Genomic DNA, 25,188 nt, shown 5'->3' with positions numbered 1-25,188 from the left:
TTTTTGCGAAATCCCCGCACTCCGCGCCGACGATGCGACATGGTAAAGGTGATGCGATCTACCATAAGGAAAAGGGCCGCCGTGAGGCAGCCCTTCCATTCCTTGATTTGACGCCTTACTTCGCGGGCGGCGTCGGATTGGCAAGCGCCGGCGCCTCGGAATTGGGCGTAGAACCCAAGGGACTGTCGAAAAACTTGAAGAAAGCCGATTGGTTCGGCGGCAGGACAAGCGTCTTGCTACCCGATACAAACGCCTTGTTATAGGCGGCCATCGAGCGATAGAACTCGTAGAAATTCGGATCGCGCTTCGAGGCATCCGCAAAGATACCGTTGCGCTCCGCCTCGCCCTGACCGCGCAAGACTTCCGAATCCTTCTGTGCATCAGCAACGATCTCGACAACCTGACGGTCAGCGATCGCGCGTCGCTTCTGGCCTTCTTCGTTACCCCTGGCGCGGATGAGTTCGGCTTCCGCCAGACGCTCGGCCTTCATGCGATCATAGGTCTGCTGCGACACTTCCTGGGTCAGGTCGGTGCGGCGGATGCGGACGTCCTCGATGTTGAGACCGAGCGTTTCGGCATCGCGATGCAGATCGTTGCGCACTTCCGTCATCATAGAGGCGCGTTCCTCGGAAAGCGCCGCTTCGAAACCGCGCAGACCGTAAACACGGCGCAATGCGGCGTCGAGGCGGGTTCTCAGGCGTGATTCCGCCGCGTCGCGATCGCCGGAAACGGTCTCGCGGAACTTACGTGCATCCATGATCTTGTAGACGACGAAGGCATCGACTTCATAGAACTTGCCGCCGGAGACCTGGACGCGGATATTGTCCAGATCAAAGCGAAGCTCCTGCAGCTGCACATACTGGACACGATCGGCATCCATGAAGGCGAAAGGCAGCTTGAAGTAGAGACCCGGTTCCGTCTTGACCTCACGGATCTGGCCGAAGCGCAGAACGATAGCCTGTTCGCGGGCATTGACCACGAACACCGACGAATAAACGAGCAGCAGCACTACCGCGAGCGCGATGAGAATGGCTGGCAAACGGCTGGATGTCATTATTTGGCCTCCGGCTGAGTTGCAGCGGCGGGCTTGCCCGCCGGCGCCGTGGACTGCTTGCCGATTTCATTCAGCGGCAGGTAAGGCACGACACCCTGCTTATCGTCGATGATGATGCTGTTGGAATTGCCGATGACGGACTCCATGGTTTCGAGGAACAGACGCTTGCGGGTGACTTCCGGCGCCTTGACGTACTCGTCATAGATCGAGATGAAGCGCTGCGCCTCACCCTGGGCTTCCTTCACCACACGGTCCTTGTAGGCGGCTGCTTCTTCGCGGATCTGAGCCGCGCGACCGCGGGCCTGACCGAGCTTCTGGTTGGCGTATTGATTGGCCTCTTCCACCTGCTGGTCTTCATTCTGCTCGGCGCGCTGCACTTCATCGAAGGCATCCGCCACTTCACGCGGCGGCGAAACATCTTCGATCGGCACAGCGTTGATGGAAATACCCGAACCATAGCGATCCATGGTATCCTGGATGATACTTCTCACTTCGGTCGCGACTTCCTGGCGCTTGTCGCGATAGATGTCCTGGGCAGGACGGCGACCGACAATCTCGCGCATGGCGCTTTCGGCAACCTGCTGCAGCGTCTCGTCGGGGGTCTCGAGATTGAACAGATAGGATTGCGGGTTGGTCACCGTATAAAGAACCGAGAACTGCACGTTGACGATGTTCTGATCGCCCGTCAGCATTAGGCCGGCGGTCGAGCCGGCGGTTGAACGGCCGCCGATATTGCGCTGCTGCTCGGTTACCTTGACGAATTCGATGCGGTCCATCGGCCAGATATGGAAATGCAGGCCGGGCATCGAGACTTCCTCACGCGGCTTGCCGAAGCGCAATTCCACGCCGCGCTCGTCCGGCTGCACCGTGTAGATGCACTGGATCAGCCAGAAAACGGCGATTACTGCGATGATGATAAGGACGACGCCTGCGTTGAAGCCACCGGGCACGAAACCTTTCAATCGGTCCTGACCACGGCGAATGATATCCTCAAGGTCCGGAGGCCCTCCGTTGCCGCTTCCCCGCGGCCGGTTTGGTCCTTGCCCCCAAGGTCCCTGATTATTTCCGCCGCCACCGCCGCCCCATGGGCCACCGCCGCCGCCATTCTGATTGCTCCAAGGCATCAAAACCTCTTTGTTTGTTGACTCCCGAAATCGCGCCGAACCTGCAAAATTCATGTCTCGAAATCTGCAGGCGGCAGCGATTGTTTCCCGTTATAGGTATCGAAGCACCTGCTTTCAACGAGACTTGAGGAAGTTCGTCGGATTCATTGGAAAATATTTGATTTTCGAGGCCAGCTCTTATGCTTTTCGCCTGAAATAGCTGACGAAACGTGTCGGATACGTGTCCTTCTCGCCGGCCGGCACTGCAAGCTCGCTTTCGGCCTGCCATATGGCGGGATCAACCGCTGGAAAGGCGGTGTCACCCTCCACATCAGCCTCCACATGGGTAATCAGTAAACGATCGGCAACTCCAATAGCCTGTCGATAGATCTCACCGCCGCCAAGGATACAGATTTCGTCGACATCGCTCTCGCGCGCAAGACGCGATGCAGCCTCGATACCCTCTTCAAGCGAATGCACCACCGCTATCCCTTCGACCGAGAAACCGGTGTCGCGGGTGATGACGATATTTGGCCGGCCGGGCAAGGGCCGGCCGATCGATTGGAACGTCTTTCGCCCCATGACCACGGGTTTGCCCAGAGTCATTGCCTTGAAGCGCTTGAGATCGGATGACAATCGCCAGGGCATGTCACCTTCGCGCCCGATGATGCCGTTGCGCGATACGGCAACGACGATGGTCTTGATCGGCTGGGTCATGCGTCTCCCTCACTCCATCTCCATGTCGCCGACACCAATCGAGTCGGCGCGGCGACTTTACATCAGGATGGCGGCCACGGGAGATGGAAGACGCCTCGCCGCTCCCGCCTCACACACCATTGTTGAATTTGTCGAGCTGGCCGGCCAGAAGACCTCCGTCGTCCCGATCCTCAGCCATCTTTCGATAGAGCCCGGCCATGCCCCTGAATATCAGCGCAGCGGGATCGTCTTCGCCAAGGAAATCCGAAATCTCCTCCATCTCGGCGACCCAACGATAGGCTTTGGGATACATGTCCGGAAGACCCAGCACGAATTTCGCATCGAGATCCGGCAGACTCTCCTGAAGCTCGCGTTTCAGGGCTGCATCCGCGCCCGAACGGATCGCCGCAAGCAGCATGGCCGTACCGAGACCGGTCACGCCCTTGTTGATGCCGGCATAGCACATCTTCAAGGCCGAAGCCGCGCCGATCGGCCCGTCGATGCGGCGAACCTGAAGTCCATGCTCCACAAGCGCGCCGCTATCGTTGGCCGCGTCGCCGCTGACATAGAGCTTCGGCCCCTTCTGGCCGGGCTTCGGCGGACCGCCAATGATGGAGCCATCGAGAACCACGCCGCAGTCGCTGCCGAAAATCGCCGCAACCTCGGCCATGGTCTTAGGCGAAATCGCGTTGCAGTCCATGAACGTCGTCTTACTGCCGTTTCGGCGCAGCTCGCCGGCGATCTGCTTGGCGACCGCAATCGCCTCAGCCGGTGGTACGATGGAAAGAATAAGAGGGGACGCAGCGACAACGTCCAGGCCGACCGGCTCCATCCCGGCTGCTTTCGCCCGCTCGATGGTCGAAGCCGAGCGTCCCTCGAGATAGGTGACCACCCTCGCCCCATTCTCGGCCAAACGCCGGCCAATGGCACTCCCCATTGCGCCGGCTCCGATGACTGCGATCTCCAAGGTCAATCTCCTTCTCCGCAGAGGAAGATGGCAGCATATCGCCCATCGCTCGGCCGGACGAGCGCAATGCCGCGCGGTAACGCCAAGTTTAACGCCACCCCTCATGCGCTGCGCAGCACGAGGACGGCATAGGTGCAGGGCATTCCGCTTTCATTCCTGAAGATGCAATCCGTCGGCGGCCCGAGCTCGAGGCAGTCGCCCGCCGACATCGAATGTCTCACATCTCCTTCGACAAAGGTCAGCCGCCCCTCCAGCACCCAGATGAGCTGCCGCATGAAGGCATAGGCCGATGCGGGCATCGGAACCTCCGCTCCCGCAGGCAATTCGATGCGCACGAGATCCAGCGGCAGATCGGACTTCGGGGAGACATGCCGCCGCTCGTAACCGGTCTGCGGATCGACCCAGACCGGTTGGTCCTCCTTTTTCAGGAAACGGCCTTGCTGCATCTCCGCACGCGCCATCAAGGTCGACATGCTCAAGCTGAAGGCGCCGGAAAGCTTGCCGAGCAGCGTCGCCGTCGGGCTGCTCTCGCCACGTTCGATCTTGTGGATCATGGCGCGGGACACTGTCGAGCGTTCGGCGAGCTCCGTCAGCGACCAGCCACGGCTTTCCCGTTCGATGCGAATGCGCGAGCCGATACGCCTATCGATATCATCAAGTTGAGACATGTGTTTACTATAGTGGACTTTCACAGTGGTGACAATCGCCGCACGCAGCTTTCCAATTTGAAGCTACACACATACTACCGATAAGCGCCCTCAATATTAGTCAAAAAACCTCCATTATCCGTTGATAATGGTGGTGGATTTTGATACGTCGACCACGACGCAAGCCGCTATCGAATTTTGCCGGCTACAGGATTTTTGTAATAATATAGTAGACAGATATCGAAATCGGTGTATGACAGCATGAAAGAGCAAGACCACACGCTCATCCAATTTAGTGGATAGCCCACGGAGCCGCCGATGCAAATTCGCGATGCGAGAGACGAGGATCTCGCGGGAATTACCGCGATCTACAATGACGCCGTCGCAAATACCGCCGCGATCTGGAACGATACGCAGGTCGATATCACCAATCGCAGACAATGGCTGCGGGATCGGCACAAGCTCGGTTATCCGGTACTGGTGGCGATCGACGATAGTGGCGACACCATCGGCTACGCCTCCTTCGGCGACTGGCGCGCCTTCGACGGCTATCGGCACACGGTCGAGCACTCCGTCTATGTCCGCAACGATCAATATCGCGGCGGCATCGGCAAGGCGCTCATGGTCGAGCTGATCGGGCGTGCCCGGGCGATCGGCAAGCATGCCATGGTCGCGGGCATCGAGGCCGGCAATGAGGCCTCGATCCGGCTGCACGAAAAGCTCGGCTTCCAACAGGTCGGCCTTCTTCCGCAGGTCGGCACCAAATTTGGACGCTGGCTCGATCTTGCGTTCCTGCAGCTTTTGCTTGATGAGCGTATCGATCCCGACTCCAAGCCGACCACCTGAAGGCGCAAGTATCATGCCGATCACGGTGGCAACGCTCATTCTCGCCGGCATATCGCTGGTTCTGCAGAACGCATTGATGGTGCGGATCACCCAGTCAGTATCGACCGTGCTTATCACGCTCGTCATCAACTCCTCGGTCGGGCTGACGGCGCTGCTCGTGATCCTGATTTCCCGCAACGGTATGGCCGGCCTTACGGAAGCGGCCGGTGCCATCAGGCCATGGGCCTTGCTGCCAGGCCTTCTTGGCTCCTTCTTCGTCTTTGCGGGCATACTGGGATATCAGCGCCTTGGCGCCGCACCCACCATTGCCGTGCTCGTCGCCAGCCAATTGCTGGCGGGCCTCGCCTTCGACGCCGCCATCTCCGGAAAGACGATGGCCGGTTTCAGCATGTGGCAGCTTGTCGGCGCCTTGCTGCTCGTCAGCGGCGCCGTTCTCGTTGCCGGCCGAAACGCCTAAACCGCAACCTCGGCCGCGATCGCGGCATGCGGCTCATAACCGACAACCTCGAAATCCTCGATGCGATAGTCGTCGATGCTGTCGGGCCGGCGCAGCAGACGCAGTGTCGGGAACGGCTTCGGCTCTCGGCTGAGCTGTTCGCGGATGGCATCGAGATGATTGAGATAGAGGTGCACGTCGCCGCCCGACCAGACCAGTCCTCCCACATCCATGTCGACCTGCTGCGCGACCATGGCTAACAAAGCCGCCTGCTGGGAGATGTTGAAGGGATTGCCCAGGAACAGATCGCATGAGCGCTGGAACACCATCAGGCTAAGGCGCGGCCGTTTGCCCCCCTCGGCCGAAATGTTCACCACATGAAACTGATAGACCATGTGGCAGGGATGCAGCGCCATGTCGGCAAGCTCTCCGACATTCCAGGCATGGAAAATCATCCGGCGGCTGCTAGGGTTGGTTTTGAGATCCTGGATGACAGAGGCCAGCTGGTCATGCACCCGCCCCTCGGCATCGCGCCACTGCCGCCACTGCTTGCCATAGACCGGGCCGAGATCGCCCCATTGAAGCGCGAAAGCCTCGTCCTCGAGGACCCGCTTTTCGAAGGCTAGCTGATCGATATCCTCTCCGGTGGCCTTGCGATATTTCGCCAGCGGCCAGTCGGTCCAGATCCGCACGTTCTCCTTGAGGAGATTGCGGATATTGGTGTCGCCGGTCAGGAACCAGAGCATCTCCTTGACGGCAAGTTTCCAGTAGACGCGCTTCGTCGTGAAGATCGGGATCTGCCCCTTCGAAAGGTCGAAGCGCATCATCGCGCCGAGGCCGCTCAAGGTGCCGACGCCCGTGCGGTCGATCCGGCGATCACCATGCTCGAGCAAGTGCTCCATCAGGTCGAGATATTGATACTCCGGGTGACGAGCCATCTTCCGCTCCGAAATCGCTTGAAATTTGCCGGCGGCACGGATGCCACCAGCGGCCGATTGCCGCCGTGTCCGGCCGATTCCTTTCTGGCGATTTTAATGACAAGCCGGGACGAAACCAACTGTAGAGAAACTTAATTCAGGCAAATCTCGCGCCCTCCAGCGCAAAGCGATGTTTCGGCGAAGCATTTATGACAATTGCCCTTCCCTTCGCGCGCGGAAAACACTATATCAGCCGTGCCGGTCTTCGGGCCGGCTATGGCGATAAATGAGCGGTGTAATAAACCTATTGGACCCGGGGGCGGTACCCGGCGCCTCCACCAAAAACCGGCCGGCAAGACTGGCGTCAGACCGGCTTTTGATGGGGGCGAAACAGGATCGACAAGGGTGTAAAGATCGACTTTTCGCTCGGCATTGTACCGCCGTTATCGGGCTAAAATTGTAGTTGCAAACGACAACTATGCGGAAGCTCGTCTCGCTGCTTAATCGCGGTGTGACACTTCAAATAAAGTCCTAAGGGGTCGCACTCTTAGGCGGGGTTCGAAGGCACCTGGCAACAGAAGCCTTCACCTTCTTCTCCATTGCTATATTATAGATCGTCAGGCGATGACTCGCGCATAGGGCTTTTCCGGCGACGTTCAGCGTGGCATAAGCCTATAAAAAACATGGCCAACGAAAGACAGGAAAGCATGGGGCAGGATCATATCCGCTACGACATTTTGGCACAGGACGCCTTGCGTGGAGTCATCCGCAAGGTGTTGACCGAGGTCGGCGCCACAGGTCGCCTGCCCGGTGACCATCATTTCTTCATCACTTTCCTGACAGGCGCTCCCGGCGTGCGCATCTCGCAGCACCTGAAGACGAAGTATCCCGAGCAGATGACCATCGTCATCCAGCATCAGTTCTGGGATCTGAAGATCACCGAAAGCCAGTTCGAGATCGGCCTCTCCTTCTCCGACGTTCCGGAAAAGCTGGTCGTCCCCTTCAATGCCATTCGCGGCTTCTACGATCCCTCCGTCAACTTCGAGCTGGAGTTCGACGTGCCGCTGGCCGACGAGGAGGAACTCTCCTCCAGCGAAATCACCGCCTATCCGGTGCCGGTCGAAGGCGAGGAAGCTCCGGCGGCAGCGGCCAAGGACGGCGAGGAAAAGAAACCGGGATCGGTCGTCTCTCTCGACGCGTTCCGCAAGAAGCAGTAGGCATGGATGGGGAGGCATTTGCCTCCCTTCGCATTTCATGGGTGATCGATGAGCGCCGAAATCGTCAATCTGCGTCAGTTTCGCAAGAAGCAGGCCCGCTCGGTCAAGGAAAAGCAGGCAGAGCAGAACCGTGTTACCTTCGGGCGGACCAAGACCGAAAAGAGCCTGACGAAAGCACTCAACGAGAAGAGCGTGAAAACGCACGAAGCGGGCCGAATGGAGACGACGGAGACCGAAGACTAATTTCGGTCCTGAGATAAAAAACTTCAGAAATCAGTTGCTTACTTCCGCGTTTTGAATCACTTTCAGACTTTATCCCACCATTTCCGATTTTTGATCGATCCGCCGATGATCCGTAAACATTCCGCGACGCTGCATGGCCATCGCACAAGCTTTTCCCTGGAAGACGCCTTCTGGACAGAACTGAAGGCCATTGCCAATGCGCGCGGCACCTCGCTCGCGGCACTGATCTCCGAGATCGACGACGGTCGCGAGGCCGGCAGCAACCTCTCCTCCGCACTCCGCCTCTACGTTCTCAAATGGCTGAAGGATCGCAACTAGAGCACATAGCGCAAAAATGCGCAGCGCGTTGCCTCCGGAATTACACAAAACAATTACATAAAACAAAGAGATGGAGCGGTTTGCCGATTCCGTGAAGCGCTGAACCACTCCAGCGAATTTCGCTAGGCCCGACGGTCGCAGACGCTTCGGAGGTTCGGCAGCCCTCGTTGCCCGCGAAGGCGTATGTTATTGCGCAATTCCGGGCAGCTCATTGAAATTCAAGGGGCCATTCGTTTGCGGCGGCTGGCCGTTGGGTGCAGGGATGCGCTGCGTTTCGGCCCTGGTCCTGGCTTCAGCGGCCGCCCTGGCCTTTGCTTCTTCTTCCGCCTGCTGCTTGGCCCTTGCCTCTTCTTGTGCCTGTTTTTGTGCGGCGGCCTGCCGGGCCAGATCGCGCAGGCGGATTTCCTCGGCACGGCGCTGCTGCTCGATGGCAGCATCACGCTGGCGTTGAGCTTCTCGTGCGATAACAGTAAATTTGTAGAGCGCCACCTCGCGCCGGAGCCGCTGCTTCTCGAGCACATTGGCCTGCAAGCGCTCGACACGCCGGCGCTCGCGCTCGAACGCGCGCACCGACAGGAAACTGGTCACATCGGTCACATCCATCGTTCGGCCCGGCGCCGTGAGCGGCCCGGCAAAATCGAGACGCAAGGCAGGCTCGGCGCCGCTCAACGCCTCGGCTCCCGCATTGAAATCGATGCCGAGGGATCCGCGCATGCGCTCGTCCGGCAGGCTCATTTCGGCATTGCCGGAGAGCTTCGCCACATCATTGCCGGCTGCAATATTCGTCGCGCGCGCCACCCCCGCGGAAATATTGAAGGGTATGCTCGTGGCCGGAAGCACCGCTTCGCCATTGTTGAGCAGCGTCTGCACGATCGGTAGCACCTTGGCAGCGGTGATATCGCCCTGGATCTGATCCGTCGCCGAAAGCAGGGGCGACAGGATGGAGAGATTGAGACCGCGCACATGCGTTTCGCCAAGCTTGAGCTCTCCCGAGCCGCTGGCATTGGCCGCAAGCTCGGCAACGCTCCTACCGCTCGCTTCCGCGTTCATGGCAAAGCCGAAACGACCACTGGCGAGCGGTGCGCCATCGCGCTGCCAGGCGACGGCAGCCAAATCGCCATCGATTAGACTGAGCTTGGCCTGCAGCAAGCCTGTGCCATCGGAATTGGCAAGCATGACGCTGCCGTTCAGCGTACCGCCGTTCCAGCCGCCAGCCAGATCATTGAGCCGTAATTCCTCACCCTTATACGAGGCATTGGCGGTAAAGTTCGAGATGGGACCGAATATGCCGGGCCAAACCTGCTTGGCTGAAAGCTTGACGCCGATATCAAGCCCGGTGAAAGCCGGCAAGCCGAGCTTGTCCTTGTCGAGACCCCCCGTCTTCGCGTCCGCGATCGGCCCATAGATCGCCTCCGCCAGCCAGCCGAAATCCGCCTTATCGAGCGACAATTCGCCCGATGCCTTGATATTCGGCGCCTTGCGATCGACGGTAAGCACGCCCGACATGGTGTTATCGGCAAGCAACCCCTTCATGTCGGAGAATACGATCTTGTCCGGGCTCAGCGCGACATTGGCCTGGAATTTCACCGGCAGGCCTGCTCCCATCTGCGGGATGCCGATGCCGTTCATCACGAAATAGGGGTCGAGATCGGTACTTTCGAGCGACAGGGCAATATTGCCGTTGAGGAAGGTATCGGGACGCACGTCGACCTTGCCGTTCGCCGTGAACGAGGTCTTGTCGGTAGCAAAGGTCAGTGCCGCATCGGCCGGATCGGTACCGTTGGCGGATACTTTCAACGTCAGGCGGCCATTGGCATCGGCCTCGACCGGCAGCGGATCAAGGCCGGCCTGGCCGAAGAGGATGGACGTAACGGAGTTTTCCAGCGTTCCCTCGAGCGTCGTCGTGCCCTTGCCCGTGAAGGCCGAGAGATCGGACATACGGTAATCGAAATTGACGCGGCTGCCGTTGGAGACGCCGGCCAGCGTCACCGTCAGCGCGTTGTCCTGGTCGCCGCCAAGCGTGACCGCTCCGCGAAGCGCTGTATTTCCGTACCATGCGGCGTTGCGCACCAATCGATCCATGACGGGATGATGCGGCAGATGCTGGCGCAGCATTTCGAAAAATGGGCCGGGATCGGCGGCCTTGAAGGTGATTTCGCCCGAGCCCTTATAGTGCGAAGGCTCACCGTCGGCGCGGCCGGTGGCGGTGATTTCAGCGCCTGCGACGTTGCGCACGGAAAGCTTGTCCAGTGTCAGCGCGCCGCCCGCTATGGAGAACGACGTGTCGACATTGTCGGCCGGCACGCCGAAGGCCATGAACTTGCCGGCCTGGAGATGCGCGGTGATCCGGTGATCGAACAGAGTTTCGTCGCTGTCCTGGCCGGTGAACAGCCCGGTCAGCGCCCTCAGCGCGTCGAGATCGAGCGCATCGCCGGCGAGATCGACCGCAAGTCTCGGCGGGTCCTTGTCATTCGGCACCTGGCGGTCAAGCCGGCCCTTGAGGATCGCCGAACCGACGGCGATCTCCAGATTTTCGAAACGCTGCTCTTCGTGCCGCAAGCTGACATCGGCGGAAAAACCGGCTTGGCGCAACTGGCGGATCGACGGATCCACGGACCCCACTAGCCAGGATGCCAGCCCCGACGGTTGGTTAGAGGCGACCACCAGATTTCCGATGAAATTCGGTTCGCCCTGCAGCATCAGATTGCCGCGGGCTTCGACCTGCGTACGTCCCGGCAGCGCACCGATCGCATGGTCGATCTTCCACCCCGTTCCCGCCGGTTCGAGATCGAGCTGCACGTCGCGGATCGTCGTGTCGCCGGCAACGATCGCCGGCAGGCGGAAGGTCGCCTTGCCCGGCACCTGCGGCACGGGAACTGCGGCGGCGATCGCAATTAGACTGTTCAGGCGCTGACGCGCGGAGACGGTCGGATTCCGGTTCGTCTTGCCGTTGGAGCCCTTGTTGCTGCCGAGCCGATTGACGTCGATCTGCTGACCATCGGCGGTCAACAGAAACTCCGGCTTGGAGCCCGTATCCAGGGTTGCCTCGCCGGTTACCACATAGGGATCGTCGTCGGCGCCGACTTCGAGGCGATATTCCGGAACGCGAATGCGATCATTCGTGAGCTCGAACCGGCCCTTGATGCGGGGCTCCACCTTCTGATCGGCGGAATCGTGGGCCTGCTTGTCACTGACACCAGCCGTGAAGGAGCCCATGTAGTCCGGCTTGCTGTCGACAAGCTTCAGCTCGCCGTCGAGATCGACATTCACGGGATGGCGGTCGGGCATCAGCCGGGTGCGGACGCGCAGGACGCCGTTGTCGTCGGGCTGGCTGCTGGAAACGGTGAAGTTGCCATGCTCGCCGTCCAGCGCCGCATCGCCTTCCATGCGCCATGGCCCGGCCAGCGACCTCGCCGACATTTGGGCATTGAAGCCGGTGACATGCCGGGTGCGGCCCGTCTGCTCGTCGATGAAGAGGATATCGCCCTCTTCGACGTGGACGCTTTCGAGCACCACCGATTTTGCCGGAATCTCGGGCAGGCTGCCGCGCATCCAGTCGAGCGTCCCATCCTTCAACAGACGCAGACGTACATTCGGCTTCGATACGCGCATATCGAAGATCAGCGCTTCGCCGGAAAGGAAAGGTGCCAGTTCGGCGTCCATCGAGAATTCCGCTATCTGCACCAGCGGCGTCCCATCGGCTTCCTGGCCGACGCGGACATCGTGCAGCGTTACCGACGGAAACGGCAGAATGCGGGCATCGACGGTGCCGTGAACGGTCACCTTCTTGCCGATGATGCGGCTCGCCTGATCCTCGAAATTCTTGCGAAAATCGGTCCAGTCTATGAAGAGCGGAGCAAGCAGCGCCACGAACAGCGCCACCACGAGCAATCCACCCAGAAAAACCAGGACCTTACCTAACAACGCGTATCGTCTCCAATCTTCATTCCCAACTTCCGCCAAGATGTCTCTTGTCAGAGCGCATACACGGCATAACCTAGAATATGCACAGTTCTACCCGATCCCCGCCCGTCACAGCAGCTCTTTTTAAGAGCTATGCCCCATCTAGCGCATACATGTGGCTTTTCATGAAAAAAACCGCCTAAGTGCGGCTGCAGCCTAGCGTCATTCGCACCTGTAGCAAGCCAAGATCATGAAAATATTCCATCTTTCAGTGCCTGCGGAATATCTTGCCGGGATTGAAAATAGCATCCGGATCGAGCGACTCCTTGATCTGGCGCATTAGATCGACCGCATCGCCAAGTTCCTGCTCGAGAAATGCCATCTTCCCCTGCCCTATCCCATGTTCGCCCGTGCAGGTGCCATCCATGGCAAGCGCACGCGCATTGAGGCGCGCGACGAAATCCTCGACCACGGCGATCCCTTCCGGCGTCTTGTCATCGAACAGGACAAGCACGTGAAAATTGCCGTCGCCGGCATGGCCGACGATCGGTGCCAGCAGGCCATGCGCTTCGATATCGGCCTGGGTTTCCGCGACGCATTCGGCAAGGCGTGAGATGGGTACGCAGACGTCCGTCGACAGGGCAGCCAGCTCCGGCGCCAGCGCCCGGCAGGCCCAATAGGCGTCGTGACGCGCCTTCCAGAGCTTGTTGCGTTCCTCCGCATTGCTAGCCCATAGAAACTCGCCACCGCCGCATTCGGCTGCGATCTCGGCAAATTGCGCCGACTGCAGCTCGACGGTCTCGTCCGTCCCGTGAAATTCGAGGAAAAGCGTGGGCTTCTCATCGTAGCTGAGGCCGGAATAGCGGTTGCAGGCCCGCATCTGCATGGCATCCAGCAACTCGATGCGCGCGACGGGCACGCCCATCTGGATCGTCATGATCACGGCATCGCAAGCCGCCTTGACATCCGGAAAGGCGCAGGCGCCGCCGGCGATCTTCTGCGGAATGCCCTGCAGGCGCAGCGTGATCGAGGTCAGCACACCGAGCGTGCCTTCCGCTCCGACGAAGAGCCGGGTTAGATCGTAGCCGGCGGATGATTTTCTGGCGCGGCGGGCGGTGCGGATTTCCTCGCCATTGGCGGTCACGACGGTCAAGGACAGCACATTGTCCTTCATCGTGCCGTAGCGCACGGCATTCGTGCCCGACGCGCGCGTCGATGCCATGCCGCCGATCGAGGCATTGGCGCCAGGATCGATGGGGAAGAACAGGCCGGTATCGCGCAGATAGGTGTTAAGCTGTTCACGCGTGACGCCGGGCTCGACCGTACAATCCAGATCCTCGGCATTGACCTCAAGGACGCGGTTCATCCGGCTGAAATCGATGGAAATCCCGCCTTGCGGTGCATTTACCTGCCCCTCCAGCGAAGAGCCGGTGCCGAATGGAATGATCGGAACCCTATGCTCGGCGCATGCCTTGACGACGGTCTGCACGTCTTCACGCGTTTCGGCGAACACCACGCCGTCAGGAAGCTGCGGTGGGATATAGGTCGTCGTGTGAGCATGTTGGCCGCGAAAGCTTTCACCGGTCTGGAAACGCTCTCCGAAGGTCTGCTTCAGAATGCCGACAACGGCCGATATGCCAGCCTCGTTGCGTGTTCCCGCCTTTGCATCAGCCAAAACCATAGTCCGTATCCCCGATCGCGGTCACCAAGGGCGTTAACCCCTTATTGGTTCTATGAGGCATTTGGGGCGGAACTGTCCAGTCATGAAGTGAACCATTTCCGGCGCATGGGTTCGGCGGCATTCAAACAAGCACGGGAATAGCAATTGCTCATTTTTTAATCACAATTGATCCGGCCGCAGTGAGAGATGAAGCACTCTCATGGCGATATCTGCAGCCGATGGAGCAATATACCATCGACTGGCATAGGTCTTGCCTTCTGCTTTCCAGACTTGAAACGCCACGACTGGAAGGACATTCGATGAAGCGCAGACAATTGCTCATGGCACTCGGTATCGCGATGCTGGCGACGGGGTCGCTTTCCCCGCACGCGGCTCGGGCGGATGCCTTGAGCGACATAACCTCGCGCGGCACCCTCCGCGTCGCCGTCCCGCAGGACTTCCCGCCGTTTGGCAGCGTCGGCCCGGACATGACGCCGATGGGTTATGATATCGATATGGCCAATCTGATCGGCGAAAAGCTCGGCGTGAAAACCGAACTCGTACCGGTCACCAGCGCCAACCGCATCCCCTACCTGCAGACGAACAAGGTCGACCTGGTGATTTCGAGCCTGGGCAAGAATGCCGAGCGCCAGGCGGTCATCGATTTTTCCGATCCTTACGCACCCTTCTTCAATGGCGTCTTCGGTCCGGGCGACGTCGCCGCCGCCAAGCCGGAAGACCTTTCCGGCAAGACGATCGGCGTCACCCGCGGCGCAATCGAGGATCTGGCGTTGACAAAGGTCGCGCCGCAGGACGCCACGATCAAGCGCTACGAGGACAATAACGGCACCATCTCCGCCTTCCTGTCCGGGCAGGTCCAGCTGGTCGCGACCGGTAACGTTGTCGCCGCGGCCATTCTCGCCAAGAACCCGCCGAAGAAGCCGGAGATGAAATTCCTCGTCACCAACTCCCCCTGCTACATCGGGCTCAGCAAGAACGAACCGGCCCTGCAGAAAAAGGTCGATGAGATCATCGCCGCAGCCAAGGCCGATGGAACGCTGAACAAGATATCGCAGAAATGGCTGGGCGCCGACCTGCCGGCTGGCTTCTGATGAAGGCGCGGCCGACTTCACCGTCAGCGGGCGATGCAGTCGGTCCCCGGCAAGGCTTTACCTCATGCGCTATCATTTCGACTTCGGCTGGCTCGCCGACTATTATCCAGCCCTAATCAAGGGCGTTTTCGTCACGGTGGAATTGACCCTGATCGGTGCCGTGTTCGGCATTCTGCTCGGGATAGCCTGCGCCTGGGCGCGCGCGCTCGGTCCGCGCTGGCTGAAACCCTTCGTCGCTGCCTATGTCGAGCTGATCCGCAACACGCCGTTTCTGATCCAGCTCTTCTTCATTTTCTTCGGCCTGCCCGGCATCGGCGTTCAGATGAACGAGATGACGGCCGCCAATCTCGCGATGATCATCAATCTCGGCGCCTATAGCTGCGAGATCATCCGAGCCGGCATCCAGGCGACGCCGCGCGGTCAGTTCGAAGCCGGCGACAGCCTTGCCATGACCAAGTTCGAAACCTTCCGACACGTCGTCCTCGCGCCATCCTTGCAGCGCATCTGGCCGGCGCTGTCATCCCAGGTCGTCATCGTCATGCTCGGCTCCTCGGTCGTCTCGCAGATCGCTGCCGAAGATCTGACCTTCGCGGCAAACTTCATCCAGTCGCGCTCGTTCCGCGCCTTCGAAGCCTATTTTGCCTCCACGGCGATCTACCTCGTGCTGGCGATCCTACTCCGACAGGCACTCGCGGCCGTGGGGATGCTGATCTTTCCACGCAGGACCCGCCAATGATCCAGTTCACCACATGGGATATCCTGCGCGGCCTGCTTCTGGCCGCACGCTGGACGCTATTGCTGTCGCTTGTCTCCTTCGCCGGGGGCGCCATCGTGGGCGCGATCCTGCTGTTTTTGCGCATCGGAAAGGCCAGGGCCGGCCGCATCGCGGTCAAATACTTTGTCGAGCTATTTCAGGGCACGCCGCTGCTGATGCAGCTCTTCCTTGCCTTCTTCGGCCTCGGATTGTTCGGCATCGACGTGCCGGCATGGCTTGCCGCGGGCGCCGCACTCACCCTCTGGTCATCGGCCTTTCTGATCGAAATCTGGCGCGGCTGCGTCGAGGCCGTCGCTAAGGGGCAATGGGAGGCCTCGGCCAGTCTCGGCATGGGCTATCTGCAGCAGATGCGCTACGTCATCTTGCCCCAGGCGCTGCGCATCGCCGTGCCGCCGACCGTCGGCTTCTCCGTGCAGGTGGTCAAGGGCACGGCCCTGACCTCCATCATCGGCTTTGTCGAACTGTCCAAGGCCGGCACCGTCATCACCAATGCGACCTTCCAGCCGTTCACTGTCTATGGCTTCGTCGCGCTCATCTATTTCGCCCTGTGCTGGCCGCTGTCGAAAAGCAGCCAGATCCTGGAGAGGAAGCTCAATGTCGCTCATCGAAATCACTGAAGTCCACAAGAGCTTCGGCGCCAATGAAGTCCTCAAAGGCATCAATCTCGATGTCGAGCCCGGCGAAGTCATCGCCATCATCGGTAAGAGCGGTTCGGGAAAATCGACGCTGCTGCGCTGCATCAACGGGCTGGAAACGATCAATGACGGCTCGATTTCCGTGGCCGGCGCACAGCTTTTGCCTGACGACCTGCACCTGAAGGCGCTCCGGCTAAAGGTCGGGATGATCTTCCAGCAATTCAATCTCTTCCCGCATCTGAGCGCGGGACGCAACGTCATGCTGTCGCAGATGGTCGTCAAGAAGACCGCCAAGGCCGACGCCGAGGCGATGGCGCGGCGGATGCTCGATCGCGTCGGCCTCGGGCACAAGTTCGATGCCTATCCGGATGAACTCTCCGGCGGCCAGCAGCAGCGCGTCGCCATCGCAAGAGCGCTTGCCATGCAGCCGATCGCACTTCTCTGCGATGAAATTACCTCCGCGCTGGATCCGGAACTGGTGGCGGAAGTTCTCGCCGTCGTGCGCGAGCTGGCGGGCGAAGGCATGACGCTGCTGATGGTGACGCATGAGATGAAATTCGCTCGTGACGTCTGCTCGCGCGTGGTTTTCATGCACCAGGGCCGCGTACACGAAATTGGCCAACCCGGCGAAGTCTTTGCCAATCCCCGGACGCCGGAACTCAGGCAGTTCCTCGGCGTTCATTGACGGCCGGCAGGCGCTACCCGGCTCTCTGCACCATATTGTTCCAGGCACCCGGCGCGATGCCGAACGCTTTCTTGAAATGCCGGGTCAGATGGCTCTGGTCGGCAAATCCGGTCGCGGCGGCAACCTCCGCGATCGGCTCGCCCGCGCCGATCATCGCCTTTGCCTGCTGCAGCCGCCGCATCAGCAAGAAGCGGTGCGGACTGGTGGCAAACGCGGCGCGGAAATGCCGTGCCAGCGCAAAACGGTCAAGTCCCGTGATGCGCTCCAGTTCCTGAGAGCGCACGCCGCGCGTGACATGCTCTTCGAGATAGTCCCGTGCAGTTTTCACCTGCCCCCAGGCAATGCTGCCCAATGGCCGCTGCGGCAGGCGGGCATGCTGGACGAGGCCATCGGTCAGTCGAGAGAGGAAATCATCGACGAAGAGGTCGTCCAGCTTACGATCAAGCTCGCCGAGCGCCGCTAGCAACAACCCGGCAAGCCGATCATCCCTCACGATCGGATCATCGACGAAAGGCAGACCGATCCGCGCCGCCTCCAGACATTGAAACAGCACCGAAGGTTCCAGATACAGCATGCGATAGACGAGCCCGTCCTCGGTCGCCGCCCCGCCGTCATGCAGCTCGTCCGGATGAAGGATGATTACCCGTCCCGGCAGGCTGTAGCGCTGTTCACCGCGGTAACGGAACGTCTGCACGCCCCGCATGGTGACGCCGAGCGCATAGGTGTCGTGCCGGTGCAGTTCGAATGCATCACCCCGAAACTGAGCCTGAATGCGCTCGATGCCCGGATAGGCCGGCGCGGACAGGATGCGGTTGGCGTCGGGCGCCACGCACAAACGTTCAAGACCCTCGAAGATCTGTCCGGTTACATCCTCGCGCAACGTCCCATTCCCAGACTGCATGAAAGTGACCACCGATGTTCGATACCAAAATCGCGATCGTGCTGCGAAGCGATCTTCAATCCTGGCAGAAGCTGAATGTAACTGCCTTCCTGTCGACAGGCATAGCCGGACAATATCCCGATATCATCGGCGAACCCTATCGCGATCGCACCGGCAACGTCTACAATGCTTTGTCGATCCAGCCCATTATCGTGCTTTCGGCTGAGCCGGAGAACATTGCCGCCATTCATCGCCGTTCGCTGGAGCGTGGCGTTACTTCTTCCATCTTCATCGAGGAAATGTTTTCAACCGGCCATGACGTCGCCAATCGCGCAGTCTTCTCCGAATTCGCGCCGGAGGACGCCAAGGTGGTGGGCATCGCGCTGCGCGGCGAAAAGAAAATTGTCGACAAGATCACCAAGGGCGCCAGCATGCACGCGTGATCTGTCATACAATAAAAACGGCCGGATCGTGAGACCCGGCCGTCGTCGTCGAAAAAGACTTATCCGTTCTGCGTGATCGGCGCGATCTGGATTTCGACGCGGCGGTTCTGGGCGCGGCCAGCCTCGCTCGCATTCGATGCGACCGGCTGCGACGGGCCGAAGCCGATGGCCGACATGCGGCGCTGGTCGATGCCCTGGCTGCCGAGGTAGGAGGCAACCGATCCGGCGCGGCGTTCGGACAGATCCTGATTATGCTGCAGGCTGCCGGTCGAATCCGTATGTCCGTTGACGTCGATGAGGGTGCGGTTGAACTTGCGCAGAACGATCGCGACGGAATTCAGTGTCGAGAAGAACTCCGGCTTGATCGCATCCTGGTCGATGTCAAAGGTGATCGCCGACGGCATGTTCAGGATGATGCGGTCGCCGGCGCGGGTCACCGAAACGCCGGTGCCCTGCAGCTGCGCACGCAGTTCGGATTCCTGCTGGTCCATGTAGTTGCCGATACCGGCGCCTGCGAGCGCACCGACGCCAGCGCCGATCAGCGCGGCATTGCGGCGTGAGGCCGGCGAATGGCCGATCAGAAGACCGGCAACGGCGCCGACACCGGCACCGAGCGCTGCACCGCCGGCGGTATTGGAGACTTTCTGCTCACCCGTATAGGGATCGGTGGTGGTGCATGCGTTCAAAAAGGCTGCCGCTAGGGCAAGAATGGCAATTTTCTTGATCATGGAATCGTCGCTCTCCGGTTCGATGGCCGCAGCAGATATGAAGCATTAAGGCGATATCATGAAGAGGAATCTTATTCGGACCATTATCCCCTGTGCATAGGGCGGGAAGGAAGCTTTTGATGAAGCCGATTGAAATCCGGATATGAGAAGCCGTCCATCAACACGGCTCCTCCGGACCCCATCGGAAATCAAAAGCTCTTGAAGAGCTGCAGAACCGTATTGTAGCTCGCATTGGCAATCGAGAGCGATTGCAATCCGAGCTGCTGCTGGGCCTGCAGCGCCAGAACCTTACTCGACTGCTGCTCCATATCGGCATCCACGAGCTTGCCGACACCGCTGGTCAAGGAATCGCTGAGGTTCTTGGCGAACTCGGTTTGGAGATTGATGCGCGATTCGAGTGAACCGAAGGCGGATCCGATCGTCTGGAGCTGGTTCAGCATTCCCGTCACGGTGTTGACCATGTCGGCGATAGAGCCTTGCGTCGTATTCGCATCGAGCGAGATCTCCACCTGGCCGCTGGTGTTGCCGTTCTTGCTGTTGAGCAGCACGTAGTTTTTCGCAGCGCCGGCCTCGGTCGCAAAGGCCGTCGAGGTCAGGACGCCGTAACCGCCGGTGCCGCTTGACTGATCGTCTATCAGGTAACGCGCATCGCTCGAGGTGATGGGGCCGGTCGTCGAACTTACGCCTTCATAATTCAGCATGCCGATCGTGATGGTTCCGTTCGTACCGCGAATGAGGGATCCAGGAACCTCATGTGGCGCGGTGGGGTCCGCTCCGTCCTGCAGTACGGTCCAGTTGACGCCATTGAAGGTCGCCGACTCCCCGACGCTGCGCAACTGCTCTTTCAGCTGGGTAAGCTCGTCGTTGAGCTTCGTCTTGTCGACACTGGTTTCATAGGCGCTGACAAGCTTCGTCCTGATTTCGGTCACGACGTCGATTGCACTGCTCACGCCTGTGGAAGCGGTGCTGACGGTCGAGACGGCAAGACCGAGCGCATCCTGCACCGACGAGATGGCCCCGACGTCGGTATGCGTCAAAGTCGAGATTTTCCAGTATGTGGCGTCGTCTTTGACTGACTGCACCCGCAGGCCTGATGACATCTGCCGCTCGGCATTGGTCAATTTGGTCTTGGTATCCCTCAGCACTTCCAGTGCTGTGTTCATAGAGGGACTGACCCTGATGAAGGTCGAAAAAATACTCACGGCACATGAACTCCGGACGCAACAATACGCAACAAATACAAGGAGACATTGGAACCTTGCCGCGAGCGCTCATGCGCGCGGGCCGAGCGTGTCGGCGAACGGGGAGCAAGGCAAAACAACACCTTCGCTCCAGCGGTTACATATCGCTATGATTAGCAAACATGCTTAAAAAAGCGCTAAACGAAACGCCTAATTTACCATAAATAAGCGCAACGCCTGTACGGGCGCAACCTGCCTATTCCGCCGCGCGAAGATTGGTCAGCTTCGAACGCAGCGCCGCATCGGACATTTCGTCGTGCAGACGCTGCTCCTCATGCGTCTGCGGCTTTGCAAAGCGGGCAATCAGGAGGTAGGCGACCGGCGTGATGTAAAGCGTGACCAGCGTCGCAAAACCAAGGCCGCCGACGATTACCCAGCCAAGCGCAATGCGCGCTTCCGCGCCCGCGCCTTCCGCAAAGACAAGCGGCACGCCGCCGAGGATGGTCGCGATCATCGTCATCATGACCGGACGCAGACGCAGCGCACAGGCTTTTTCGATCGCCTCACGCACGCTCTCGCCCTTGTCGCGAAGCTGGTTGGCGAATTCGACGATCAGGATGCCGTTCTTCGCCATCACGCCGACAAGCAGCACCAGGCCGATCTGGCTGTAGATGTTGAGGCTCGATCCTGTGATGACCAGCGCGAAGACAGCGCAGGCGAGGCCGAGCGGCACCGTCGACATGATGATCAGCGACGACAGCACGCTTTCGAACTGCGCCGCAAGCACCAGGAAGATGATGACGATGGCAAAGCCGAAAGTGAGTGCCATGCCGCTGGAATTCTCCTCGAGTGTCGCGGCTTCGGCGAGCGGCATCAACCGCGCGCCGGGCGGCAACAGCGGTGTAGCGACCCGCGTGATTTCCTCGACAGCTTGTCCGAGCGACATGCCGCTCTTGAGACCGGCGGTGATCGCAACCGAGGCCAGTTGCTGCTCACGGGTCAATTGCGGCGCGACGGCATTCTCTTTCAGCGATGCGATGACCGACATCGGCACGATCTTGCCGTCGCCGGTCTTCAGATAGACGTTTTCGAGATCTGTCGGATCGTCGATCGGCCGCATCGTCGAGGTCAGCAGCACCGGATAGGATTCACCTGCGACGAAAACGTCGACGACGGAGCGCCCCTCGAGCAACGACTGCAGCGCCATCGAAAGCCCCGATATATCGATACCGAGATCGGACGCCCGCTCCCGATCGATGGTGACGGAGACCTGGGCCTGCGTCGGCTCGTTGTTGAGCCGCGGTGTGTCGAACTGCCCCGTCTTGTCGAGCTCCTGAACGAGCTTGAGAGCCGCCTCGGTCAGCGCCTCGTGATTGTTTCCGATGAGGGCCATCTGCACGCCGCTGCCGGCGCCGCGGATGCGAAGGCTGTTGGCCTGGATGACATTGCCGCGAAGCGCCGGCACGCCGGCCATGGCACGGTTGATATCGGTGACGATGTCCTGCTGCGTGCGATAGCGCTCGCTCCATGGCGCGAGGGTCAAGACCATGAAGCCGCTGTTCTTCTGGCTGTTCATGCCCGAGATTGCGTAGATATTGCGGATATCGCCGCTATCCATCAGCGGCTGCAGACGCTCCTCGACACGCTGCAGCTGATCCTTCGTATAATCGAGGCCAGCTCCCTGCGGCGTGGTGAGACGCAGCATGACCATAGCGCGATCCTCGCTTGGCGTCAGCTCGCTTTTGACATTCACGAAGGCCAGAACGGCGGCGGCCGAAAACATCACGCAGAAAACGATGACGATAAGCGGTGCGTTGAGACAGGCCCGGAGCGTGCGGCGATAGACGCCGGCAAAAAGCTCGCCGAAACGGCCGAGCACTCCGTGTTCCTCGCGCATTTCCTTGGTCAGCATGCGCGAGGCAAGCATCGGGCAGAGCGTCAGCGCCACGATCGAGGACAGCCCGACGGAGAAGGCGAGCACGAAGCCGAATTCGCGGAAAAGGCCCCCCACCTGTCCCGGCAGGAAAGACAGCGGAATGAACACGGCGGCAAGCGTTGCCGTCGTCGCAATCACGGCGAAGAAGACCTCGCGCGCGCCGAGCACGGCAGCCGCGCGCGGCCCGATCTTCTCCGCCCTGCGCCGCACAATGTTCTCAAGCACGACGATGGCGTCGTCGACCACGAGGCCCGTCGCAAGCACGATTGCGAGCAGCGTCAGGATATTGACCGAGAAGCCGACCATATAGAGCGCGGCAAGCGTGCCGATCAGCGCCACCGGCATGGTGACGACCGGGATCAACGTCGCCCGCCAGTCGCGCAGGAAGAGATAGATGACCACCGTGACGATCAGCGCCGACAGGACAAGCGCCAACACGACCTCGTGGATCGCTCCCTGAATGAACTGGGCGTCATCGCTGGTGACGACGATGCGCGTGCCTTCGGGCAGCGATTTCGACAGTTGCACAACGACGGCTTTGACGCCTTCGGAAATATTCAGCGTATTCGATTGCGCCTGGCGGATGATGCCGAGGCCGACGCCCTGCACGCCGTTCGAGCGCAGCGCAGTCGTGCCGTCTCTCGGCCCGAGCGTCACGGTCGCGACATCGGAGAGCCGCACGCGATTCCTGATGATCAGCCGGGAGAAATCCTCCGGCGTCTGCAATGCGGCCGTCGCTCGCACGACGATATTCTGTCGGGCGCTCTTCAGCGATCCCGCCGGCACATCGAGCGCGGCGGTCGCAAGCGCCGTCGTCAGATCGCCGATCGTGAGGCCTCGGCTGGCGAGGGCAGCCTGGTCGACGTCGATGCGGAAGATTTTCTCCTGATCGCCGTAAAGCTCGACATCGGCGACGCCTTCGACGGAGGCCAGCCGGTCGGTGATCTCCTTGTCGACGAGCTGCGTCAGGTCGTCCATCGTCATCGTACTGGAGGTGACGGCAAGGCGCATGATCGGTTGCGAATCCGAATCCGCCTTGACGATCTGCGGCGCGTCCGCCTGATCAGGCAATTGTTCGGTGATGCGGCCGATGGCATCTCGGACATCGTTGGCCGCAACCGAAAGATCGGTCGCATCGGAAAATTCAAGCGTCACCCTGCTCTGACCGAAGGACGAGCTGGAAGAGACCGATTTCAGGCCGCTGACGCGGGCAACGGCCCCTTCGATGATTTTCGTCAGCTCCTGATCCACCGTCTGCGGCGATGCGCCATCGAACATAGTTCGAACAGTCACGACGGGACGGTCAACATCGGGCAGCTCGCGCACCTCAACACCGAAATAGGCGGCAAGGCCGGCAACGACCATCAACGTGTTGAAGACCAGCGCCAGGATGGGCCGGCGCACGAACAGCGCCATGAAGGATTGCTTGGCGGCAGTCGAGCCGGCATCCGCAGTGTCATCGCCCTGCGTCATCATTGAGTGATGACCTCCCTGGCCTCGGCGACATCACGGGCAAAGCGAACGTCGCCGCCTTCCGTCATGCGCTGCAATCCCTCGATGACGATGAGATCACCATTGCAGAGTTCGCCCCTGACCAGCACCGCATCCGGATTGCGCTGCACGATGCTGACGCGCACCTTCGAGGACTTGCCATCGACGACGCGCCAGACATGCGCACCGGCACCATCCCATTGCACCGCCAGCGGATCGACGGAAGGATAGGTTTCGCCGGAAAAGCGCATGCCGACATTGAAAGACATGCCGGCGCGCAATTCGTCGGAGGCATTATCGATGCGGGCGCGCACGCGCAGCGTCCGGCTGGCGCCGTCGACGCGATTGTCGACCGCCTCGACAGCGCCCGAGAAGACGCGTCCCGGCAGCGCGACCGAGGTCGCTTCCACCGGCTGATCGACCTTCACAGTGTTGGCGAAGCGCTCCGGCACCCAGTAATCCACCAGGATTTCCGAGCGATCGTCCAACATCACGATATTGGTCGTCGTCGTCACATTGTCACCGACGACAACGGGCACGATGCCGACGATGCCGTCTATCGGCGCGACGATATCGCGGCGCTTCAGCGCCAGCTCCGCCGATTGCAGCGCCAGCTTCGCGCCCTGCTCGGCGATCTCCGCATCGAAAACATCGATGCGCGACACGCTGGACTTGATGTTGCGGTAGAGTTGGGATTTCTCGGCCGCGCTCTTCAGCGCCACCTCCGCCTGGCCGCGGGCGATGATCTGCTCGTCGTCGTCGAGACGCGCCAGCACTTGGCCCTGCTTGACCCTGTCACCGGACTTGATGAGGATTTCCCGGATCGTGCCAGCCGCCTGCGGCATGACGACGACCGAACGGATGGCGTCACCCGTGCCGATCGCGCTGAGGCGATCGTTGACGACGCCGCTGACGACGGCTTCCGTCACGACAAGCGGTACATTCCGGCCGCGCCGCGCGCCGTCATTGGCCGTGTCGCCGCTCTTCTCCGCCTTGGCATCTTGGTCGCGCGTGATTGCCGCCACAATCGTCTCGGGAATACCGACCTTCTGCAACAGACCGGCGGCGCTGGGCACAAGAGCCACGACGGCAACAATGCCTGCCGCCAGCAAGAGAAAAGACAAGAAAAGCTGCTTCCAGGCGGTCATGCACGTCTCCGGCTCATTGTGTCAGAGGCGATGAAATCGCGTCGTTGGTTTTTGTACGGCCCCTACACACCCAGCGCACTTACCGGGGCCAAATTCTGATCAGGCGGCTCTATAATGCAAGATTGTGCCCGATTTGCTGCAATATCGTGTTTTGAGCATATGCGGCA

Annotated in this window: 23 protein-coding genes and 1 other RNA gene; 11 read left to right on the top strand and 13 right to left on the bottom strand. The window is 60.3% G+C overall.

Going from position 1 to position 25,188, the window contains the following annotated elements; translation table 11 throughout:
• Positions 1-115: 115 nt before the first annotated feature.
• The 5 genes from hflC to HGP16_RS30430 form a co-directional block, all read right to left on the bottom strand.
• Positions 116-1,054 carry a protease modulator HflC gene (gene hflC, locus HGP16_RS30450; protein ID WP_168843676.1) on the bottom strand — a complete coding sequence of 313 codons (939 nt, stop codon included), beginning with the start codon at positions 1,052-1,054 and terminating at the stop codon, positions 116-118.
• A complete protein-coding gene (hflK, locus tag HGP16_RS30445) occupies positions 1,054-2,178 on the bottom strand; it encodes an FtsH protease activity modulator HflK (RefSeq protein ID WP_168843675.1) in 1,125 nt (374 codons plus the stop codon). Before hflK ends, hflC begins: the two co-directional genes overlap by 1 nt.
• A 177-nt stretch (positions 2,179-2,355) precedes the next feature.
• A complete protein-coding gene (locus tag HGP16_RS30440) occupies positions 2,356-2,874 on the bottom strand; it encodes a dihydrofolate reductase (protein WP_168843674.1) in 519 nt (172 codons plus the stop codon).
• A 109-nt stretch (positions 2,875-2,983) separates the two neighbouring features.
• Complete coding sequence (locus HGP16_RS30435) at positions 2,984-3,820, bottom strand: NAD(P)-dependent oxidoreductase (protein WP_168843673.1); 837 nt, start codon at positions 3,818-3,820, stop codon at positions 2,984-2,986.
• A 101-nt stretch (positions 3,821-3,921) separates the two neighbouring features.
• Positions 3,922-4,488, bottom strand: a complete 567-nt coding sequence (locus HGP16_RS30430) for a helix-turn-helix domain-containing protein (protein ID WP_168843672.1) — start codon at positions 4,486-4,488, stop codon at positions 3,922-3,924.
• 297 nt (positions 4,489-4,785) lie between these two features.
• Here HGP16_RS30430 and HGP16_RS30425 point away from each other — a divergent pair, with 297 nt between their 5' ends.
• Both HGP16_RS30425 and HGP16_RS30420 read left to right on the top strand, forming a co-directional pair.
• Positions 4,786-5,313, top strand: coding sequence for a GNAT family N-acetyltransferase (locus HGP16_RS30425; protein WP_168843671.1), 528 nt, complete (start codon positions 4,786-4,788; stop codon positions 5,311-5,313).
• Positions 5,314-5,326: 13 nt separating this feature from the next.
• On the top strand, positions 5,327-5,770 hold the full coding sequence (locus HGP16_RS30420) for a DMT family transporter (protein WP_168843670.1): 444 nt from the start codon (positions 5,327-5,329) through the stop codon (positions 5,768-5,770).
• Here HGP16_RS30420 and HGP16_RS30415 read toward each other — a convergent pair.
• Entirely contained in the window at positions 5,767-6,687 is a 921-nt protein-coding gene (locus HGP16_RS30415; RefSeq protein WP_168843669.1) for a thymidylate synthase, read from the bottom strand. The two genes, HGP16_RS30420 and HGP16_RS30415, sit on opposite strands and share 4 nt — an antisense overlap.
• Positions 6,688-6,884: 197 nt before the next feature.
• Between HGP16_RS30415 and ssrA the strand changes: the two genes are divergently transcribed.
• The 4 genes from ssrA (at position 6,885) to HGP16_RS30395 (ending at position 8,444) form a co-directional block, all read left to right on the top strand.
• Positions 6,885-7,255: a transfer-messenger RNA gene (gene ssrA, locus HGP16_RS30410) on the top strand.
• Positions 7,256-7,373: 118 nt separating this feature from the next.
• Complete coding sequence (locus HGP16_RS30405; RefSeq protein WP_168843693.1) at positions 7,374-7,883, top strand: SspB family protein; 510 nt, start codon at positions 7,374-7,376, stop codon at positions 7,881-7,883.
• A gap of 48 nt (positions 7,884-7,931) precedes the next feature.
• Positions 7,932-8,126 carry a DUF4169 family protein gene (locus tag HGP16_RS30400; RefSeq protein WP_168843668.1) on the top strand — a complete coding sequence of 65 codons (195 nt, stop codon included), beginning with the start codon at positions 7,932-7,934 and terminating at the stop codon, positions 8,124-8,126.
• Positions 8,127-8,231: 105 nt separating this feature from the next.
• The gene (locus HGP16_RS30395) at positions 8,232-8,444 is read left to right on the top strand and encodes a ribbon-helix-helix domain-containing protein (protein ID WP_041677915.1); all 213 of its coding nucleotides are present in this window, start codon (positions 8,232-8,234) and stop codon (positions 8,442-8,444) included.
• Between the two features lie 186 nt (positions 8,445-8,630).
• On the opposite strand, the gene HGP16_RS30390 is transcribed toward HGP16_RS30395, so the two are convergent.
• Both HGP16_RS30390 and HGP16_RS30385 read right to left on the bottom strand, forming a co-directional pair.
• The gene (locus tag HGP16_RS30390) at positions 8,631-12,368 is read right to left on the bottom strand and encodes an AsmA family protein (protein WP_168843667.1); all 3,738 of its coding nucleotides are present in this window, start codon (positions 12,366-12,368) and stop codon (positions 8,631-8,633) included.
• A 247-nt stretch (positions 12,369-12,615) separates the two neighbouring features.
• Positions 12,616-14,028 carry an FAD-binding oxidoreductase gene (locus HGP16_RS30385; RefSeq protein ID WP_168843666.1) on the bottom strand — a complete coding sequence of 471 codons (1,413 nt, stop codon included), beginning with the start codon at positions 14,026-14,028 and terminating at the stop codon, positions 12,616-12,618.
• Between the two features lie 320 nt (positions 14,029-14,348).
• Here HGP16_RS30385 and HGP16_RS30380 point away from each other — a divergent pair, with 320 nt between their 5' ends.
• From HGP16_RS30380 to HGP16_RS30365, 4 genes are all read left to right on the top strand, one after another.
• Positions 14,349-15,119 carry a transporter substrate-binding domain-containing protein gene (locus HGP16_RS30380; RefSeq protein WP_409526872.1) on the top strand — a complete coding sequence of 257 codons (771 nt, stop codon included), beginning with the start codon at positions 14,349-14,351 and terminating at the stop codon, positions 15,117-15,119.
• Between the two features lie 64 nt (positions 15,120-15,183).
• Complete coding sequence (locus HGP16_RS30375) at positions 15,184-15,855, top strand: amino acid ABC transporter permease (protein ID WP_168843664.1); 672 nt, start codon at positions 15,184-15,186, stop codon at positions 15,853-15,855.
• The gene (locus tag HGP16_RS30370; RefSeq protein WP_168843663.1) at positions 15,852-16,511 is read left to right on the top strand and encodes an amino acid ABC transporter permease; all 660 of its coding nucleotides are present in this window, start codon (positions 15,852-15,854) and stop codon (positions 16,509-16,511) included. The genes HGP16_RS30375 and HGP16_RS30370 overlap by 4 nt, the downstream gene beginning before the upstream one ends.
• Positions 16,489-17,214, top strand: coding sequence for an amino acid ABC transporter ATP-binding protein (locus tag HGP16_RS30365; RefSeq protein ID WP_168843662.1), 726 nt, complete (start codon positions 16,489-16,491; stop codon positions 17,212-17,214). The genes HGP16_RS30370 and HGP16_RS30365 overlap by 23 nt, the downstream gene beginning before the upstream one ends.
• Before the next feature lie 13 nt (positions 17,215-17,227).
• Here the strand turns inward: HGP16_RS30365 and HGP16_RS30360 are convergent, their stop codons facing one another.
• On the bottom strand, positions 17,228-18,115 hold the full coding sequence (locus HGP16_RS30360; protein ID WP_409526871.1) for an AraC family transcriptional regulator: 888 nt from the start codon (positions 18,113-18,115) through the stop codon (positions 17,228-17,230).
• A gap of 14 nt (positions 18,116-18,129) precedes the next feature.
• Between HGP16_RS30360 and HGP16_RS30355 the strand changes: the two genes are divergently transcribed.
• Complete coding sequence (locus HGP16_RS30355; RefSeq protein WP_168843660.1) at positions 18,130-18,537, top strand: DUF2000 family protein; 408 nt, start codon at positions 18,130-18,132, stop codon at positions 18,535-18,537.
• A gap of 59 nt (positions 18,538-18,596) precedes the next feature.
• Here HGP16_RS30355 and HGP16_RS30350 read toward each other — a convergent pair whose 3' ends face one another.
• The 4 genes from HGP16_RS30350 to HGP16_RS30335 all read right to left on the bottom strand — a co-directional run bounded on the left by HGP16_RS30350 (position 18,597) and on the right by HGP16_RS30335 (position 25,021).
• On the bottom strand, positions 18,597-19,265 hold the full coding sequence (locus tag HGP16_RS30350; protein ID WP_168843659.1) for an OmpA family protein: 669 nt from the start codon (positions 19,263-19,265) through the stop codon (positions 18,597-18,599).
• Positions 19,266-19,453: 188 nt separating this feature from the next.
• On the bottom strand, positions 19,454-20,428 hold the full coding sequence (locus HGP16_RS30345; RefSeq protein ID WP_168843692.1) for a flagellin: 975 nt from the start codon (positions 20,426-20,428) through the stop codon (positions 19,454-19,456).
• Positions 20,429-20,702: 274 nt separating this feature from the next.
• Positions 20,703-23,858 (bottom strand): efflux RND transporter permease subunit, encoded by a 3,156-nt coding sequence (locus HGP16_RS30340; protein ID WP_168843658.1) that lies wholly within the window; start codon positions 23,856-23,858, stop codon positions 20,703-20,705.
• Positions 23,855-25,021 (bottom strand): efflux RND transporter periplasmic adaptor subunit, encoded by a 1,167-nt coding sequence (locus tag HGP16_RS30335; protein WP_168843657.1) that lies wholly within the window; start codon positions 25,019-25,021, stop codon positions 23,855-23,857. Before HGP16_RS30335 ends, HGP16_RS30340 begins: the two co-directional genes overlap by 4 nt.
• Positions 25,022-25,188 lie beyond the last annotated feature (167 nt).

Origin of the sequence: Rhizobium sp. P40RR-XXII, assembly GCF_012641405.1 — a bacterium.
GTDB lineage: Bacteria > Pseudomonadota > Alphaproteobacteria > Rhizobiales > Rhizobiaceae > Rhizobium.
The sequence above is the reverse complement of the archived record's forward strand: the minus strand, read 5'-3'. Positions and strand labels throughout refer to the sequence as shown.

What these genes read in the sequence shown, in the direction of transcription:
- HGP16_RS30355 (WP_168843660.1), top strand. Translation starts at nt 18,130, where the DNA reads ATGTTCGATACCAAAATCGCGATCGTGCTGCGAAGCGATCTTCAATCC.
- HGP16_RS30395 (WP_041677915.1), top strand. Translation starts at nt 8,232, where the DNA reads ATGATCCGTAAACATTCCGCGACGCTGCATGGCCATCGCACAAGCTTT.
- HGP16_RS30405 (WP_168843693.1), top strand. Translation starts at nt 7,374, where the DNA reads ATGGGGCAGGATCATATCCGCTACGACATTTTGGCACAGGACGCCTTG.
- HGP16_RS30385 (WP_168843666.1), bottom strand. Translation starts at nt 14,028, where the DNA reads ATGGTTTTGGCTGATGCAAAGGCGGGAACACGCAACGAGGCTGGCATA.
- HGP16_RS30350 (WP_168843659.1), bottom strand. Translation starts at nt 19,265, where the DNA reads ATGATCAAGAAAATTGCCATTCTTGCCCTAGCGGCAGCCTTTTTGAAC.
- HGP16_RS30370 (WP_168843663.1), top strand. Translation starts at nt 15,852, where the DNA reads ATGATCCAGTTCACCACATGGGATATCCTGCGCGGCCTGCTTCTGGCC.
- HGP16_RS30420 (WP_168843670.1), top strand. Translation starts at nt 5,327, where the DNA reads ATGCCGATCACGGTGGCAACGCTCATTCTCGCCGGCATATCGCTGGTT.
- HGP16_RS30375 (WP_168843664.1), top strand. Translation starts at nt 15,184, where the DNA reads ATGCGCTATCATTTCGACTTCGGCTGGCTCGCCGACTATTATCCAGCC.
- HGP16_RS30425 (WP_168843671.1), top strand. Translation starts at nt 4,786, where the DNA reads ATGCAAATTCGCGATGCGAGAGACGAGGATCTCGCGGGAATTACCGCG.
- HGP16_RS30360 (WP_409526871.1), bottom strand. Translation starts at nt 18,115, where the DNA reads ATGCAGTCTGGGAATGGGACGTTGCGCGAGGATGTAACCGGACAGATC.
- hflK (WP_168843675.1), bottom strand. Translation starts at nt 2,178, where the DNA reads ATGCCTTGGAGCAATCAGAATGGCGGCGGCGGTGGCCCATGGGGCGGC.
- HGP16_RS30335 (WP_168843657.1), bottom strand. Translation starts at nt 25,021, where the DNA reads ATGACCGCCTGGAAGCAGCTTTTCTTGTCTTTTCTCTTGCTGGCGGCA.
- HGP16_RS30380 (WP_409526872.1), top strand. Translation starts at nt 14,349, where the DNA reads ATGGCACTCGGTATCGCGATGCTGGCGACGGGGTCGCTTTCCCCGCAC.
- HGP16_RS30440 (WP_168843674.1), bottom strand. Translation starts at nt 2,874, where the DNA reads ATGACCCAGCCGATCAAGACCATCGTCGTTGCCGTATCGCGCAACGGC.
- HGP16_RS30430 (WP_168843672.1), bottom strand. Translation starts at nt 4,488, where the DNA reads ATGTCTCAACTTGATGATATCGATAGGCGTATCGGCTCGCGCATTCGC.
- HGP16_RS30345 (WP_168843692.1), bottom strand. Translation starts at nt 20,428, where the DNA reads ATGAACACAGCACTGGAAGTGCTGAGGGATACCAAGACCAAATTGACC.
- HGP16_RS30340 (WP_168843658.1), bottom strand. Translation starts at nt 23,858, where the DNA reads ATGATGACGCAGGGCGATGACACTGCGGATGCCGGCTCGACTGCCGCC.
- HGP16_RS30415 (WP_168843669.1), bottom strand. Translation starts at nt 6,687, where the DNA reads ATGGCTCGTCACCCGGAGTATCAATATCTCGACCTGATGGAGCACTTG.
- HGP16_RS30400 (WP_168843668.1), top strand. Translation starts at nt 7,932, where the DNA reads ATGAGCGCCGAAATCGTCAATCTGCGTCAGTTTCGCAAGAAGCAGGCC.
- hflC (WP_168843676.1), bottom strand. Translation starts at nt 1,054, where the DNA reads ATGACATCCAGCCGTTTGCCAGCCATTCTCATCGCGCTCGCGGTAGTG.
- HGP16_RS30365 (WP_168843662.1), top strand. Translation starts at nt 16,489, where the DNA reads ATGTCGCTCATCGAAATCACTGAAGTCCACAAGAGCTTCGGCGCCAAT.